The organism is Pseudomonas sp. SCPG-7, from assembly GCF_002156405.1.
GTDB lineage: Bacteria > Pseudomonadota > Gammaproteobacteria > Pseudomonadales > Pseudomonadaceae > Aquipseudomonas > Aquipseudomonas parakoreensis.
The window spans coordinates 217,255-232,516 of record NZ_MVOO01000002.1 but is presented as its reverse complement, the minus strand read 5'-3'; the positions used below and the strand labels follow the sequence as shown (position 1 = coordinate 232,516).

Here is a 15,262-nt window from a genome sequence, read left to right as displayed (position 1 = left end):
GTGGGCTGGCTGATTCTGGCACTGATGGGCGCGGCGACATTTCTCTACGGCGTCAGCACCCATGCGGCGCTGCTGTGCCTGTTGGTCAAACCGTTGCCGGTGCTGGCGCTGCTCGGCTGGCTGCACGATGCACCACCCAGCGACTATCGGCGCTGGATCAGCCTCGGGCTGATTTTTTCTCTGCTCGGTGACGTGTTGCTGGCGTGGCCGGGGGATCTGTTTGTGTTTGGCCTGGGTGCGTTTCTGGTGGCGCATCTGGCGTACCTCAAGGCTTACCTCAGCGATTGCAAACGTCTGGCGCTGTTACCGCTGCTGCTGGCGCTCGGCGTTGGCGCAGTGTTGCTGGGGATGCTGATTTCCAGTGGCTTGGGGCCGTTGTTGGTGCCAGTGATCGTCTACGGCAGCGCCATCAGCGCCATGCTCTGGCGCGCCCTTGCCCGCCTCGGCACCGACGTGCCCAAGCGCTCGGCGCTGCTGGCGGCGGCGGGTGCGCTGGCGTTCGTGTTTTCAGACAGTGTGATTGGTATTGATCGTTTCGTATCGCCATTCCACGCGGCGCCGTACGTGATCATCCTCAGTTACTGGCTGGGGCAGTGGGGGATCGCCGCTTCGGCGTTTTCCGTGAAACACCGCTAATTTTGTAGTGAGGGGATTTATCCCCGATCGGCTGCGCAGCGGCCCCGAAAGTTGTCATTCAGTTATGTCAGACAGACCGCAGCCACAGGTTTTGGGGCTGCTTCGCAGCCCATCGGGGATAAATCCCCTCGCCACGTCGGACAACCCAAGCATCCCAGCGCCACTTTGGCTAAAATGCCGGCCTTTTCCATCGACACCGCCGGAACCGCCGTGAGCAAAGAACCCGATCGCATTTTCGCCCAGCCGATGGCCCAGGTGCCTGACTTCGCCTTCAACGAGGACGTGGTGCGGGTGTTCCCGGACATGATCAAGCGCTCGGTACCAGGTTACCCGACCATCGTCGAAAACCTCGGCGTGCTCGCGGCGCAATTTGCCCAACCGAACAGCGTGCTGTACGACCTCGGTGCTTCGCTCGGTGCCGTGACCCAAGCCTTGCGCCGTCACGTGCGCACCGACGGTTGCCGGGTGATCGCGGTGGATAACTCGGCGGCGATGGTCGAGCGTTGCCGCGAATACCTCAATGGTCAGGATTCGATGTTCCAGGAGCTGCTCCCGGTCGAGGTGATCGAAGGCGACATTCTCGCCCTCGAATTCAAACCGGCTTCGGTGGTGGCGCTGAACTTCACCCTTCAATTCATCGCTCCCGAGCAGCGCACTGCGTTGCTGTCGCGCATTCGTCAGTCGCTGCTGCCCGGCGGCGCGCTGATTCTGTCGGAGAAGCTGCGCTTCAACGATGCGCAAGAGCACGCGCTGCTGACCGATCTACACGTCGCGTTCAAACGCGCCAACGGCTATAGCGAACTGGAAATTGCCCAGAAGCGCAGCGCCATCGAAAACGTCATGAAGCCCGACAGCCTCGAAGAACACCGCGAACGCCTGCTGGCCGCCGGATTCTCGAAAGTCGTGCCGTGGTTCCAGTGTCTTAACTTTGCCTCGTTGATTGCCTTGCCATGATTGATCTGTCCCCTCTCGCCCGCCGTCTAGCCGGCACACCGCTGGCCAACTGGGCCAACACCCTGCAAGGGCAACTCGACAAGAAAATGGAGAAAGGCCACGGCGACCTCGAGCGCTGGCAGAGTGCGCTGGACGCATTGCCGAAGATCCAGCCGAGCGAAGTCGATCTGCTCAACGGCCTGAAACTCGATACCGACTGCGACGACGAAACCCGCGCGCAAATGCGCACCGCGCTGATGGGCCTGTCGCCATGGCGCAAGGGGCCGTTCGACCTGTTCGGCGTACACGTCGACACCGAGTGGCGCTCGGACTGGAAGTGGTCGCGGGTCGCCCCGTATCTGGACCTGAAGGGCAAACGCATCCTCGACGTTGGTTGCGGCAACGGCTACTACATGTGGCGCATGCTTGGCGCCGGTGCCGACAGCGTGATCGGCGTCGACCCGAACTGGTTGTTCTTCTGCCAGTTCCAGGCCGTGCAACGCTACCTGTCGGAACCGAATGCCTGGCACCTGCCGTTTCCGTTCGAAGACCTGCCGCCGAACCTGGAAGGTTTCGACACGGTGTTTTCCATGGGCGTGTTCTACCACCGTCGTTCGCCGATCGAGCATTTGCTGGCGCTGAAGGATTGCCTGGTCAAGGGCGGTGAACTGGTGCTGGAAACCCTGGTGGTCGAAGGCGACAAGCATCAGGTGCTGGTGCCGGAAGATCGCTACGCACAGATGCGCAACGTGTGGTTCCTGCCGTCGGTGCCAGCGCTGGAATTGTGGTTGCGCCGGGCAGGCTTCACCGACATTCGCTGCGTGGACGTCAGCACCACGACGGTTGAAGAACAGCGCGGCACAGAGTGGATGAAGTACCAGTCGCTGAGCGACTTCCTCGATCCCGAGGATCACAGCAAGACTATCGAAGGGCTGCCGGCGCCGATGCGGGCGGTAATTGTCGCTCGCAAATAAAGCAGAATCAAAAGATCGCAGCCTTCGGCAGCTCCTACATCGATCCCTGTAGGAGCTGCCGAAGGCTGCGATCTTTTGATCTTAATCCCGGTTTGCCCGCCGCGCCCGGAAGAATTCGGTCAGCACCGCCCCACACTCCTCCGCCAACACCCCACCTTCATACAGCACCCGGTGATTCAAAAAGCCCTGGGTAAAGAACTGCCCCTGACTCTGCACAATTCCGGCCTTGGGCTCCAGTGCGCCATACACTACGCGAGCAACCCGCGAATGCACGATCAGCCCGGCGCACATGCTGCACGGTTCCAGCGTCACGTACAGCGTGCTGCCCGGCAGGCGATAGTTGTTTACGGCCTGGGCAGCGGCGCGGATCGCGACCATTTCCGCGTGGGCACTCGGGTCGCTGGTGGTGATCGGGCAGTTGTAGCCACGCCCGATGATTTCACCGTCCTGCACCAGCACCGCGCCCACCGGCACTTCGCCGAGGGCGGCGCCTTGGGCGGCGAGATCCAGGGCTTCGCGCATGAAGTCGCGGTCACGGCTGCGGTCGATGATCGCGGCGGGGCGAATCTGGCGCATCACTTCACCTCGATGGCGGCCATCAGGCCGGTTTCCATGTGGTCGATCACGTGGCAATGGAACATCCACACCCCCGGGTTATCCGCCACCAGCGCCACTTGCGCACGCTCGTTCTTGCCCAGCAGATAAGTGTCGGTGAAGTACGGCGTGATCTTGTGCCGGTTCGACGCAATCACCTTGAAGCTCATGCCGTGCAGGTGGATCGGGTGCTGATACTGGGTCATGTTCTTCAGTTCGAAGATGTAGCTCTGGCCCAGCTTCAGGCTGGCAATCGGCCGATCGGCGCAGGTCTTGTCGGTGATGTCCCAGGCCTTACCGTTGATCTGCCACAGGCTCGGCGGCTTGCCATTGTCGACATTCACCGACACCGAACCGACCCATTCGAAATTGAAGTTGAGTTTCTCGGCATTCGCCAGATCCGGCTCGGCCACCGGGTTGGCGGGCAAGGCTTTCGGCCACGCGGTCGGCGCATCGTTATTGGCCACCGAGCGCAAGGTTCCCAGACGCACCGGGCCGTTGCGCAGCGACAATTCTTCACCGGCCGGCGGCGCCTTGATCGCCAGGCAGATACGCATGCCCGGCCCCAGCCAGTATTCCTTGCCCAGCGGCCGCGGCTCGATCGGGTTGCCATCCAGCGCATAGATCTGCGCTTCGACGCCGGGAATGTTGATGCGATACGTCAGGGTGTTGTCGAGGTTGAGCAAGCGCACCCGGGTGATCTGCCCGGCCGGCAACTCGATCACCGGCGTTGGCACGCCGTTGATGGTCGACAAGCGTCCCGCCGTACCGCCACGCGCCGCTTCCCGGGGGATGCTGAATTCGACGAAATTGCCTTGCTCGTCGATGTGCCAGTTCTTCAGGCTCAAGGTCTTTTCGTACTTGAAACCGGTCGGCTCGCGCTCTTCGACGATCAACGGTCCGACCAGCCCGCGCCCCAGCTCTTCGCTACTGCTGACATGCGGGTGATACCAGTAGCTGCCGGCATCCGGCACGCGGAATTTGTAATCGAAGTATTCACCGGGCAGCACCGGCAATTGCGAGACGTACGGCACACCGTCCATCTCCAGCGGCAGGCGGATGCCGTGCCAGTGAATGGTGGTCGCCACCGGCAGGTGGTTGATAAACCGTACCCGCAGCCACTCGCCCTGACGCACGCGCAACTCGGTGCCCGGTGCCGACGGGCCGAACGCCCACGCCTCAGTCTTGTGCCCCGGCACCAGCTCAACGTCCAGCGGCGCCGCGATCAGCTCATAGTCATGCCCCGCGTCGGCGTCGGCCATCTTGCCCAGCCAGTAACGCGACGCGCCTCCCGCTCCGACACCAACGACAACAAGACCGGCCAGGCCACCGAGGATTTGGCGACGGGTAAAGGACATGAACTCAACTACCTCACAAGTCAACGACAGGCCAGCGGCCTGGAAAAGGCGAATACGATACACCTGCAACTGCGAAACAGTAAGGGCGACGCAGAGACGCACGCCGGATCGCTCATGCATATAACTATGTAGTGCACCTCCCCCGAGCGAACGGCTCATGCTCAATGCCCGTTTCTCAAGGAGTGAGAGTGTATGAATCCGAACCAACGCCGCCCGCAGCCCAATGCCGCCGACAAGGCTGCCCTCAAAGCCATCGCCACTCGCCTTATCCAGACGTGCCCCAGCCTGCAAGACACCGCTCATGACGTTGCGTCTGACTTGCTGAAAAAATACGGCATCACCGGCCTTGATCCGGACCAAGTGTATTTCCATCGCTTCGATGAGGCCCAAAGCAGTTCGAAAGCCTTTACGGGATGGGAGCATGTCCATGCAACGCCAACGTCCTCCATGACGCTGACCCAGTTGGTCATTCACCGCTTTCGCGTCGCCGATCAGGACAATGCCGATCTGCTCGACGTGTATGCCGGTTTCTATACCGCAGGTCCCAATCCAGGCACGTTCGACGAACGCAACGAAGTACGCCTGCACGGTAACGAGGTGTTGCGGGACTTCTGGAGCATTGACTTCAGCTCGCTGTACAACGAACGGCTGACGACGTTCTGGGACAATTCCGGCACTGACTTCCGTACCCTGGCCAAGTGCAACTTCCTCATCAGCGCCCTTCGGGCAAGGGACAAGCGCCAGTTGAGCGATGAGGATTTCCAGTTCGTCACCGAAGCGGCCATTGGCCCGCTCACCTGGCCGGTCAGTCTGCAATTGTTGCAAACACAGTGCCCGGGCACAGACTGTGTTCGTACCCTGGATGTCGCCGGCTACGTGGCCACCAACGTCCTTCGTTTTATCGCGCCCAAAGGCCGGCAAATCGTCTATCTGCCCGGCGAAACCGATGCCTTCCAGACGTTGGAAACGGCCACCGACATGCACTTCTGGATGTTGCAGCGGATGAACAAGGACGCAACGCGTCAGGTGTTCATGTCGCATTTCTGCCTGGCTGATCGACAACGTATTGCAGAGGACATTACCGATCTGATGAATCGCCTGGTCAGCACCTGGGGCAAATACGACCATCATTTGATCAACCAGGAAAACCGGATCATTCGCGGCGACGTTTTCAGCTGGTTGCGAGACTCGACCCAAAGCGCGATGTTCGCCGAGGCCGCACTGTCACTGACCTCCAATGGCGATCTACGGAAAAAGCTGTGGATCGGTTACCTCAGCGCCGGTGTGAAAGTACTTGGCCCGATGGCAGTCGTCGGCTGGCCCATTGCACTGCCGGTGATCGGCGCCAGCATCGCCAATCTGGGGTTGAACATTGATCAGGCCGTCAACGCCAGGACCGCCGAAGAGCGCAAGGCGGGCATCCTCGGCGCGGTACTGAGCGGTATCGACATGCTGTTCAACTTGCTCGTCCTCAAAGGCCCCGGTTCGCTCGAAGAAGTCGGCCCCGAAATCGATGCCGCCGAAGCGAAAGAAATGTCTGATCTGAAGGAGACGACACATCCGGCCAAAGCTTCCGGGCCGACACTGAGCGAAGTCAGCGTTGAAACGCCGGCCAGTCCCGAATCGACGGTGAAGGTGCCGCAAACCTTCAAAATCGATGTGCCACTGAGCGAAGACACACTGATTCGCGAACCAGGAAAATTTCAGGGTACCTACCGGCTTCCTTCCAACCCTTCATCTGCGATCAAGCTCAACGACAGTGCGTACTACGTGCGTTACGAAGCCAATTTAAATGGCCGAGGTCATTGGGCGATCATCGATCCGGCCAATCCCGATGCGTTTTCCGGCTCCATTCCAGTGCGATTGAGCCCTGCGGGCCAATGGGAAATCGTTCCGCGACTTGGGCTGAAGGGCGGCATGATCCTGCCGTCCGCTGCCGGTGCGGCTGCAACCAGTGAGCCCGCCGTCGAAGAATGGGCACGAATACCGGGTATTCATGTGCCCGGCCTCGAAGACCCGCAAATGAGGTCTTGGGCACTCGGCGGCCCCGATGTGCGCAATCTGTACAGGCGCATGTGGACCCTCGGCGACATCGACGTACGCAGTGTCGTCGGTATCGATGAAAATGCCGTTGGCAACCGCAGTGTGATGATGTCCCCGACCGACGAGCTCACGGAGTCCTTGAGCGAATTCGAACTGGATCAGGAAGAGCCCCGCAACACGCTAATCAGCGATGCGCGAGCCTACTACGAGCTCAATCCACCGACGCCTCGCCTCGCGGCACCGGCACGGGTGATCAATACGACAACCGACCTGCTCGACATTGCCTTTGCGGAAAAACCGGGACTGATCGTTGGCGAGAATCGCGGCAGTATCGGCAGCAAACAGTTCCTGATCGAAAACATGCCCGCCCTGGCTCACCGTGGCGTGAAGACACTGTACTTGCAGGAACTGCTGGCCAACGTCAATCAGCTCGACCTCGACACCTTTGCCAGAACCGGCGAAATGCCCGAAGAGCTGGAAAACTATCTGAGAAAACTCGACATCAAGGCCGGTAACGATCCCGAGGGCAAATTCAATCTGCTGGCCTTGGTCAAGTCTGCCAATGCCCAGCGCATCCGCGTTCAAGCCATCGACATGACAACGACCTACAACATCAATGAAGACCTCCTTACCCGAAATCCAGACAGCTTGATGATGAGGAAGTTTTTTGCCAGCGAAGTCATCCGGTTCAATGAAGAATCAAAAGGGCCGGCCAAATGGATTGCCTTGGTTGATCAGGAACACATGACAAGTTTCAGAGGCTATCAGGGTATCAGCGAACAGACCGACGCCATGAGCGTACGCATCAATGACGTGACACCCGGTCAGGCACAGCCCATCGGCGCCGATCCCGGATTAGCGGTGGAATACGCAGACTATCCGGACTCGCCTGTCGAGGAAGAAGGGTCGGATATCACTGGCTTCGACTCTATCCGAGACAGCATCAAAGGCGACTGGCGTGTACAAATGCAAACCCCGTGGGCCTACCGAACGCCACAAGATCTTCGCGCGCTGTTGCCGGAACCGGGAATGTTCACCTTTCAACGGTACAGAAGCAGCATCCTCGTGGTTTATCGCAACGCCAACCATCAAATGGCGGACAGCGTGATCAGAATGACTCCGGGCGGCAGGATGAATCTGGACACTCCGCTCGGGCCAATCCACGATTCCATGACGGTGGATAACCTCGCTGAACTGAAACAGGCATTGATCGAAAAAGACCTGCAGCCGATGGGCTGGCCTGAAGTCGCTGGCGAAGCACAAGGCGTGACATCGCTGCTGGAGGACCTTGCGCAAGTGCGTCCCGAGATTCAACGACCGACTCCACCCGAACACTGGCAAGCCAATGAACTGCTGGAAGGGAATACGCCCGGCAGCGAACCCGGAAAGTTTCAGGGTATCTATCGCCTCAATGCCAACCCGTCCGCTGCCATCATGCTCAATGACACCGCGTATTACGTACGTTACGAAGCCGATATCAACGGCGGTGGGCATTGGTCGATTATCGACCCGGCGAATCCCGAGCGCTTTTCAAATTCGATCCCGGTGCGTCTGAACGCCGAGGGAGAATGGGAAACGATGCCTCGCGGCGGACTCAGGGGCGGTGGCAAGACATTCCCGACTCAGGGGGCCAGCTCGACCGGCATGGCCGAGCGTGGCATGACGCCGCTACCGGTATCGCAATACGATATGCCGCCGCAACTGAAGTCGGCGTTGAAAAAAGGCGCCGCCGGAACTGACACCGACGCACTGCGTGATGCATACGACAGCCTGAGAGAGTCCGATCCTTACCGGGACTTCAAAGCCGTCAGAAAACGCCTCTATCGAGATGCCTTGCGCTTCTATCGCGAACTCGAGCTTCCCCGACGCCCGCCCACACCCGCACTGAATCACGATGCCAGCGCCGGAGAGATCGTCGAAAAGCTTCTCGAACATGCCCGAGGACTGGTTATCGGTGAGTCTCACAGTGAGATCGGCGCTAAACAATGGCTGATCGAAAACATGGAGGTGCTGGCCAGCCACAACGTGAAGACGCTCTACATGGAACACTTGTTGACCGACTTCCATCAGGCCGCGCTGGACTCCTACCTGCAGACCGGACTCATGCCAAAGTCGCTGGAAAGCTATCTGAAGGTGCTTGATATCGGACAAATGACCGATCCCCTTGAACGTTATACGTTTCTTGAAGTGGTCAAGGCGGCAGCAAAACAGCGAATCCATGTGCAGGCGATCGATTGCATGGCGAGCTATAGGCTCAACGGCATGACGCCCATCGCGGGCGAAGAACACTTCGTTGACGAAAACGCGCGGCAAAAAATGATGAACTACTTTGCCAGGACGATCATTCGTACCGACCAGACCGCGCGAGGTGCACACAAATGGGTGGCACTGATGGGTAATTCTCACTCCAATACCTTCGAAGGCGTGGCCGGGGTGAGCGAGCTGGAGGAAGCCATCGGTATTCGCGTTGAAGATGTCGCCGAAGGCACCTCTGGCGGAATCGAAATCGACCCTGGAAAAATCCTGCTGGCCGGCGATAGCCTGAAGGGCCGTAGCGCACTGGTTCGGGGAGACTTTCGCCTGCAGATGGAAACTCCGTGGTCTGCCCAGACCATGGCAGAGTTCGAAACGCTGTTGCCTCGTTACGGCATGTACTCATTAAAACAACAACCGCGCATGATTTTTCTGGTACATCGCAGCCGCAGCAAAGAACTGGTCCGCACGCTGATCGAGACCGATGGAGACCGTTTTTATATCGAACGCCCGAACTGGCCCTCGGTGAGCGGGAAACGCTACGGCAGTATCAGAGAACTGTTACAGGGACTGAACAATATGGGGCTGAGGTTAGCGGGTTGGTCGAAACCGCTTTAATCGGCAAACAAAAAAGCCGTGTGAAATGATTTCACACGGCTTTTGAAGTGCCAGCGTTCAAGCCATCAGACTTGGTGCGGGATCACTCCCACTCAATGGTCGCCGGCGGCTTGCTCGACACGTCGTAGGTAACGCGCGAAATGCCTTCGATTTCATTGATGATGCGGCCGGAGACGGTTTCCAGCAGTTCGTAAGGCAGGTGTGCCCAACGTGCGGTCATGAAGTCGATGGTTTCCACGGCACGCAGGGCCACGACCCAGGCGTAACGACGGCCATCGCCAACCACGCCAACCGATTTCACTGGCTGGAACACCACGAAAGCCTGGCTGACCTTGTGGTACCAGTCGGCCTTGCGCAGTTCTTCGATGAAGATGTGGTCGGCGCGACGCAGCAGGTCGGCGTATTCCTTCTTCACTTCACCGAGGATGCGTACGCCCAGGCCCGGGCCCGGGAACGGGTGACGGTAGACCATGTCGTACGGCAGGCCCAGTTCCAGACCCAGACGACGGACTTCGTCCTTGAACAGTTCGCGCAGTGGCTCGACCAGTTTCAGGTTCATCTCTTCCGGCAGGCCGCCCACGTTGTGGTGCGACTTGATCACGTGCGCCTTGCCGCTTTTCGCGCCAGCCGACTCGATCACGTCCGGGTAGATGGTGCCCTGCGCCAGGTACTTGATGTTGTCCAGCTTGCAGGATTCGGCATCGAACACGTCGATGAAGGTACGGCCGATGATCTTGCGCTTCTTCTCTGGATCGGCTTCGCCGGCCAGGTTGTTGAGGAACTGCTCTTCGGCGTTGGCGCGGATCACCTTGACGCCCATGTTCTCGGCGAACATGGCCATCACTTGCTCGCCTTCGTGCAGACGCAGCAGGCCGTTGTCGACGAAGACGCAGGTCAACTGGTCGCCGATGGCTTTGTGCAGCAGCGCCGCAACCACCGAGGAGTCAACGCCGCCGGACAGACCCAGCAACACGTTGTCGGTACCGACTTGCGCGCGGATGTTGGCGATGGCGTCTTCAGCGATCTTCGACGGCGTCCACAGGGCTTCACAGCCGCAGATGTCCAGTACGAAGCGCGACAGGATGCGACCGCCCTGCTTGGTGTGGGTCACTTCCGGGTGGAACTGCACGCCGTAGTAAGCGCGCTCGTCGTTGAACATGCCGGCGATCGGGCAGCTCGGGGTGCTGGCCAGGATGTGGAAGTCTTCCGGCATCTTGGTGACCTTGTCACCGTGGCTCATCCATACATCGAGGCCGAACAGGCCGTCGGCGTCGATGTGGTCTTCGATGCCGTCGAGCAGGCGGCTCTTGCCGACCACGTCAACGCGGGCGTAACCGAACTCACGCAGTTCGGAGCCTTCAACCTTGCCGCCCAGTTGCTCGGCCATGGTCTGCATGCCGTAGCAGATACCGAAGACCGGCACGCCCAGGTCAAACACCGCCTGCGGGCAGCGCGGGCTGTTGGCTTCGTGTACGGACTCGGGGCCGCCGGCGAGGATGACGCCTTTAGGTGCGAATTCGCGGATCGCATCTTCGTCCATGTCGAACGGGTGCAGCTCGCAGTACACGCCGATCTCGCGCACGCGGCGGGCGATCAGTTGGGTGTATTGCGAACCGAAGTCGAGGATCAGGATGCGGTGAGCGTGAATGTCGAGGGCCATGATTCAGTCTCGTCTTAAGTAATTCAGAAACAGTCGTGATTCAGAAACAACTCGGGGCTGAATAAAACAGCCCCGGTTGCTTGATGATTTGCTTGAAGCCTCAACCTACGCGGTAGTTTGGCGCTTCTTTGGTGATCTGCACATCGTGAACGTGGGATTCGGCCATACCGGCACCGGTGATCCGCACAAACTCCGGCTTGGTGCGCATCTCTTCGATGTTGGCGCTGCCGGTGTAACCCATCGAGGAACGCAGACCGCCCATCAACTGGTGGATGATCGCCGTCAGGGTGCCTTTGTACGGCACGCGGCCTTCGATCCCTTCCGGAACCAGTTTCTCGGCGCCTGCCGAGGAGTCCTGGAAGTAACGGTCGGAAGAACCTTGCGCCTGGGACATGGCGCCCAGCGAACCCATGCCGCGATAAGCCTTGTACGAACGGCCCTGGAACAGTTCGATCTCGCCCGGGGCTTCTTCAGTACCGGCGAACATCGAACCCATCATCACGCAGGAAGCACCAGCGACGATGGCCTTGGACAGGTCACCGGAGAACCGGATGCCGCCGTCGGCGATCAACGGCACGCCAGTGCCTTCAAGGGCAGCGGCGACGTTGGCGATGGCACTGATTTGCGGCACGCCGACACCGGCGACGATACGGGTGGTGCAGATCGAGCCAGGGCCGATACCGACCTTGACCGCATCGGCGCCCGCTTCGGCCAGGGCCTTGGCAGCGGCGCCGGTGGCGATGTTGCCGCCGATCACCTGCACTTCAGGGAAATTCTCTTTGACCCAGCGAACGCGGTCGATCACGCCCTTGGAGTGACCGTGCGCGGTGTCGACCACCACCACGTCCACACCGGCGTTGACCAGCGCAGCAACGCGGTCACCGGTGTCTTTACCGGTACCGACGGCAGCGCCAACGCGCAGACGACCTTGATCGTCCTTGCTGGCCAGCGGGTAAGCCTTGGCTTTTTCGATGTCTTTGACGGTCATCATGCCTTTGAGGGCAAACTTGTCGTCGACGATCAGGACTTTTTCCAGGCGGTGCTTGTGCAGCAACTCGCGGACTTCGTTCTTGTCGGCGCCTTCACGCACGGTGACCAGACGCTCTTTAGGCGTCATCACTTCGCGGACGGTGGCTTCCAGACGGGTTTCGAAGCGTACATCACGGGAAGTGACGATGCCGACCAGGTCGCCATCGTGCAGCACCGGAACGCCGGAAATGTTGTGCAGACGGGTCAGTTCGAACAGGTCACGCACCGTGGCATCAGCCTCGATGGTGATCGGATCTTTCACGACGCCGGCTTCGAACTTCTTGACCTTGCGCACTTCGGCAGCTTGCTGCTCGATGGTCATGTTCTTGTGGATGATACCGATACCACCTTCCTGAGCCATGGCGATTGCCAGACGGGCTTCAGTGACGGTGTCCATGGCGGCAGAAACCAGAGGAATATTCAGCTCGATGCCACGGGTAAGGCGGGTCTTGAGACTGACTTCGTTAGGAAGCACCTCGGAATAACCGGGCACTAGGAGAATGTCGTCGAATGTCAGAGCTTCTTGGCTGATACGCAGCATCGCGGGGGCTCCCGAGCGGGAAAATGGAAGCGCGCCATTATAGTCAGACACCCCCTGCTGTTCAATGTAAAACTCAGCTTAATATCAATGTTGCTGATATACGGAGACCCCCGCCGCTACAGCTCCACCTTGACCCAAGAGACAGGTTGATCGAGCCAATCGGCGAACTCATCGATAAAGCTCTGCTTGAACCCCGCTTCCAGCCAGTTGTTGAAGATGAACCCCAGGTTGGAAAACGCGCATTCCTGCAAGTACAGAAAGCCGTTGATGTCGTCTTCATGCCCGCATTCCGGGCAGGTGAAGTTGTCGGTACGGCCTGGAAACCAGTCTTCGAGGCTTTCGAACAGCGCTTCGCCGACTTCGCGGCGGCATTCGGCGCAACCGGCTTCTTCGAGAAAGCCCTTGGCCGGCGTGTAGATGCAACGTTTGACGATGATCTCCAGACCATTGATCGGCTCGCCAAAAGGCAATGCCTCGGGGTGCAGCACCACCGCACGTGCGCCGTCGGCAATCGCGTACGCCATGCGATTGCCGGTGCGACCGCAGGTGCTCAGCTCTTCCTTGACAATATTCTTGCGTACCAGCCAGCGCAGAATCGCCCGGGCCCGGGGTTCGTGAACCGGCAGGGTGGAGATTTTCGGGACGATGATGCTTTGCGAATTCATGGAAAGTCCTGCGGTATGGCTTCTGACGCCTTCGCGGGCAGGCCCACACACAGGGATATGCATTCCAATGTGGGAGCGGGCTTGCCCGCGAAGGGGCCCTAAAGGCCGGCAGCTTAATCCCTGACGAAATCCGGTCAAGTACTGAAATAGCGTCCGATCAACGCAATCCCGCTGGCCAGCACCAGCCACGTCACCAATCGCACAAACGCTTCACGCGACAACCGCATGGTCAAGCGCCGCCCGATCCACAGGCCCAGCGCCATGGCCGGCAACAGACAAACCGCCAGCATCAACAAGGGTAGCTCGGCATACACCCCGGCGAGGGCAAACAGGCTCAAACGCACCACGGTGCTGCAGCTGATCAGCGCACTTTGCGTGGCCCGCGCCGCGTCTTTCGGCAGGCGACTGTTGAGATAGATCGCATATAAAAAGCCACCACTGCCAAACAACGCCCCAAACAATCCGCCGACCGTGCCCATCGGCAGTGCCCACGCGGCGGACAACTGCGTCGGCCGGGTTTTCACCCACAGGCTGTAAACCGCATAAGTGCTGATGAACAGCCCCATCAACAGCAGCAACAGGTCGGATTTGAGGTTGAGCAGGAAAATCACCCCCAACGTGCACCCCACCGCCATGCACGGCAGCAGCCGCACAAACTCGGGTTTCGCCACCTCCCGGCGCGAGGGCAGCAGATTGCCGAACGCCGCGACAAAATCCAGCAGCACCAGCAGCGGCACGATTTTCGACAACGGCATGAACAGAATCAGAATCGGCCCCGCGACCAGCGCCGTACCGAACCCGGCAATCCCGAACACGATATAGGCCAGCGCGATTCCCAGTCCGATCACCACCCAGCCGCCCGCGCCCCATGTCCATTCGCTCAACAACCCAACCACACTCATCGATCCACTTCCTTTATAAGCCTGAGATGACTTTAGCCAGCGCCAAGCCTTGCGACTAATATGATCAAAGTCGCTCACCCATCTCGAAAAGGCATACCTGGTGCTTTCAACCCGTCAACTGCGCTACTTCGTGGAAATCGCTGACTGTGGCAGCTTCAGTGCAGCGGCTGAACGCTTGTTCGTCGCGCAATCGGCGCTGAGCCGGCAAATCAAGGACATGGAAAGTCGCCTGCAAACGCCGCTGTTCGAACGCACCGCGCGTCAGCCAAGACTCACCGCGGCGGGCGAGGCGTTTCTGCCACGGGCGAGAAATCTGCTCAATGAGCTGAGCAAAGCCAGCGCAATGGCAACCGAAGTCGGCAACGGGCAAGTGGGCACTGTGCGCCTGAGTCATTCCAGCACCGTGTCGATCAGCGGACATTTATTACGTCGGATCAGCACTTATCTCGATCAGCAGAATGGCGTGTCGCTGGACATCGGCAAGCTGTCCTCCGAGGCGCAGCTTGAGGAACTCGCCGAAGGACGTCTGGACATTGGTTTGTTGCGCTTGCCGGTGTTGCGTCAGCGTGAGGGCATTCACATGCTGCCTTTATTCACCGAACGCCTGCTATTGGCGGTACCGAATGAACATCGATTGGCTGACTCACCCGCTGTCGAACTGGCGCAACTGAAAGACGAGCCGTTTATCTCGATCCCGCATCCGCAACGTGGCGGACTCAGTTATCTATGCGCCGACCTGTGCATGCGTCAGGGCTTTTTTCCCAAAGCGGCGCGGGTGATGTCACGCAAGACGACGCAGTTGCAGTTGATCCAGGCTGGATTCGGCGTCGCTCTGCTGCCCGAATCGATGCAGGACATTGCTCCAGTCGGCGTACGATTTCTGCCGCTGAGCGATCCCGATTGCCAAAGCACCGTCGCCCTCGCCTATCGCCAGAACCCTGCGCCGCTGGTCCAACACTTCATCCAGACCTTCACAAATCCCCTGTAGGAGCTGACGAGTGAAACGAGGCTGCGATCTTTCGATCTTGCCCTCCAAAAAAAGATCAAAAGATCGCA

The 15,262-nt window shown here is 59.4% G+C and carries 11 protein-coding genes; 5 read left to right on the top strand and 6 right to left on the bottom strand.

The features are described from left to right. The 3 genes from B1722_RS05460 (at position 1) to cmoB (ending at position 2,543) form a co-directional block, all read left to right on the top strand. Positions 1-636, top strand: coding sequence for a lysoplasmalogenase (locus B1722_RS05460; RefSeq protein WP_174377331.1), 636 nt, complete (start codon positions 1-3; stop codon positions 634-636). Positions 637-810: 174 nt separating this feature from the next. Further along, positions 811-1,590: a carboxy-S-adenosyl-L-methionine synthase CmoA gene (gene cmoA / locus B1722_RS05455; RefSeq protein ID WP_174377330.1), complete on the top strand. Its 780-nt coding sequence runs from the start codon at positions 811-813 to the stop codon at positions 1,588-1,590. After that, positions 1,587-2,543 carry a tRNA 5-methoxyuridine(34)/uridine 5-oxyacetic acid(34) synthase CmoB gene (gene cmoB, locus B1722_RS05450; RefSeq protein WP_086791727.1) on the top strand — a complete coding sequence of 319 codons (957 nt, stop codon included), beginning with the start codon at positions 1,587-1,589 and terminating at the stop codon, positions 2,541-2,543. The genes cmoA and cmoB overlap by 4 nt, the downstream gene beginning before the upstream one ends. A gap of 81 nt (positions 2,544-2,624) precedes the next feature. Here the strand turns inward: cmoB and tadA are convergent, their stop codons facing one another. Both tadA and B1722_RS05440 read right to left on the bottom strand, forming a co-directional pair. Beyond that, complete coding sequence (gene tadA / locus B1722_RS05445; protein ID WP_086791725.1) at positions 2,625-3,119, bottom strand: tRNA adenosine(34) deaminase TadA; 495 nt, start codon at positions 3,117-3,119, stop codon at positions 2,625-2,627. After that, positions 3,119-4,495 (bottom strand): multicopper oxidase family protein, encoded by a 1,377-nt coding sequence (locus B1722_RS05440; RefSeq protein ID WP_047296321.1) that lies wholly within the window; start codon positions 4,493-4,495, stop codon positions 3,119-3,121. Before B1722_RS05440 ends, tadA begins: the two co-directional genes overlap by 1 nt. 192 nt (positions 4,496-4,687) lie before the next feature. On the opposite strand from B1722_RS05440, the gene B1722_RS05435 reads away from it, so the two are divergent. Then, positions 4,688-9,409 (top strand): membrane-targeted effector domain-containing toxin, encoded by a 4,722-nt coding sequence (locus B1722_RS05435; protein ID WP_086791723.1) that lies wholly within the window; start codon positions 4,688-4,690, stop codon positions 9,407-9,409. Positions 9,410-9,491: 82 nt separating this feature from the next. On the opposite strand, the gene guaA is transcribed toward B1722_RS05435, so the two are convergent. The 4 genes from guaA to B1722_RS05415 all read right to left on the bottom strand — a co-directional run bounded on the left by guaA (position 9,492) and on the right by B1722_RS05415 (position 14,206). Beyond that, the gene (gene guaA / locus B1722_RS05430) at positions 9,492-11,069 is read right to left on the bottom strand and encodes a glutamine-hydrolyzing GMP synthase (RefSeq protein ID WP_041071851.1); all 1,578 of its coding nucleotides are present in this window, start codon (positions 11,067-11,069) and stop codon (positions 9,492-9,494) included. 100 nt (positions 11,070-11,169) lie between these two features. Next, positions 11,170-12,639 carry an IMP dehydrogenase gene (gene guaB / locus B1722_RS05425; protein WP_041071849.1) on the bottom strand — a complete coding sequence of 490 codons (1,470 nt, stop codon included), beginning with the start codon at positions 12,637-12,639 and terminating at the stop codon, positions 11,170-11,172. Positions 12,640-12,755: 116 nt separating this feature from the next. Continuing rightward, complete coding sequence (locus tag B1722_RS05420) at positions 12,756-13,304, bottom strand: hypothetical protein (RefSeq protein ID WP_041071848.1); 549 nt, start codon at positions 13,302-13,304, stop codon at positions 12,756-12,758. Positions 13,305-13,438: 134 nt separating this feature from the next. Then, positions 13,439-14,206: a sulfite exporter TauE/SafE family protein gene (locus B1722_RS05415; RefSeq protein ID WP_041071846.1), complete on the bottom strand. Its 768-nt coding sequence runs from the start codon at positions 14,204-14,206 to the stop codon at positions 13,439-13,441. Positions 14,207-14,306: 100 nt separating this feature from the next. Between B1722_RS05415 and B1722_RS05410 the strand changes: the two genes are divergently transcribed. Next, complete coding sequence (locus B1722_RS05410) at positions 14,307-15,194, top strand: LysR family transcriptional regulator (protein ID WP_086791721.1); 888 nt, start codon at positions 14,307-14,309, stop codon at positions 15,192-15,194. The last annotated feature ends 68 nt before the right edge of the window (positions 15,195-15,262 follow it).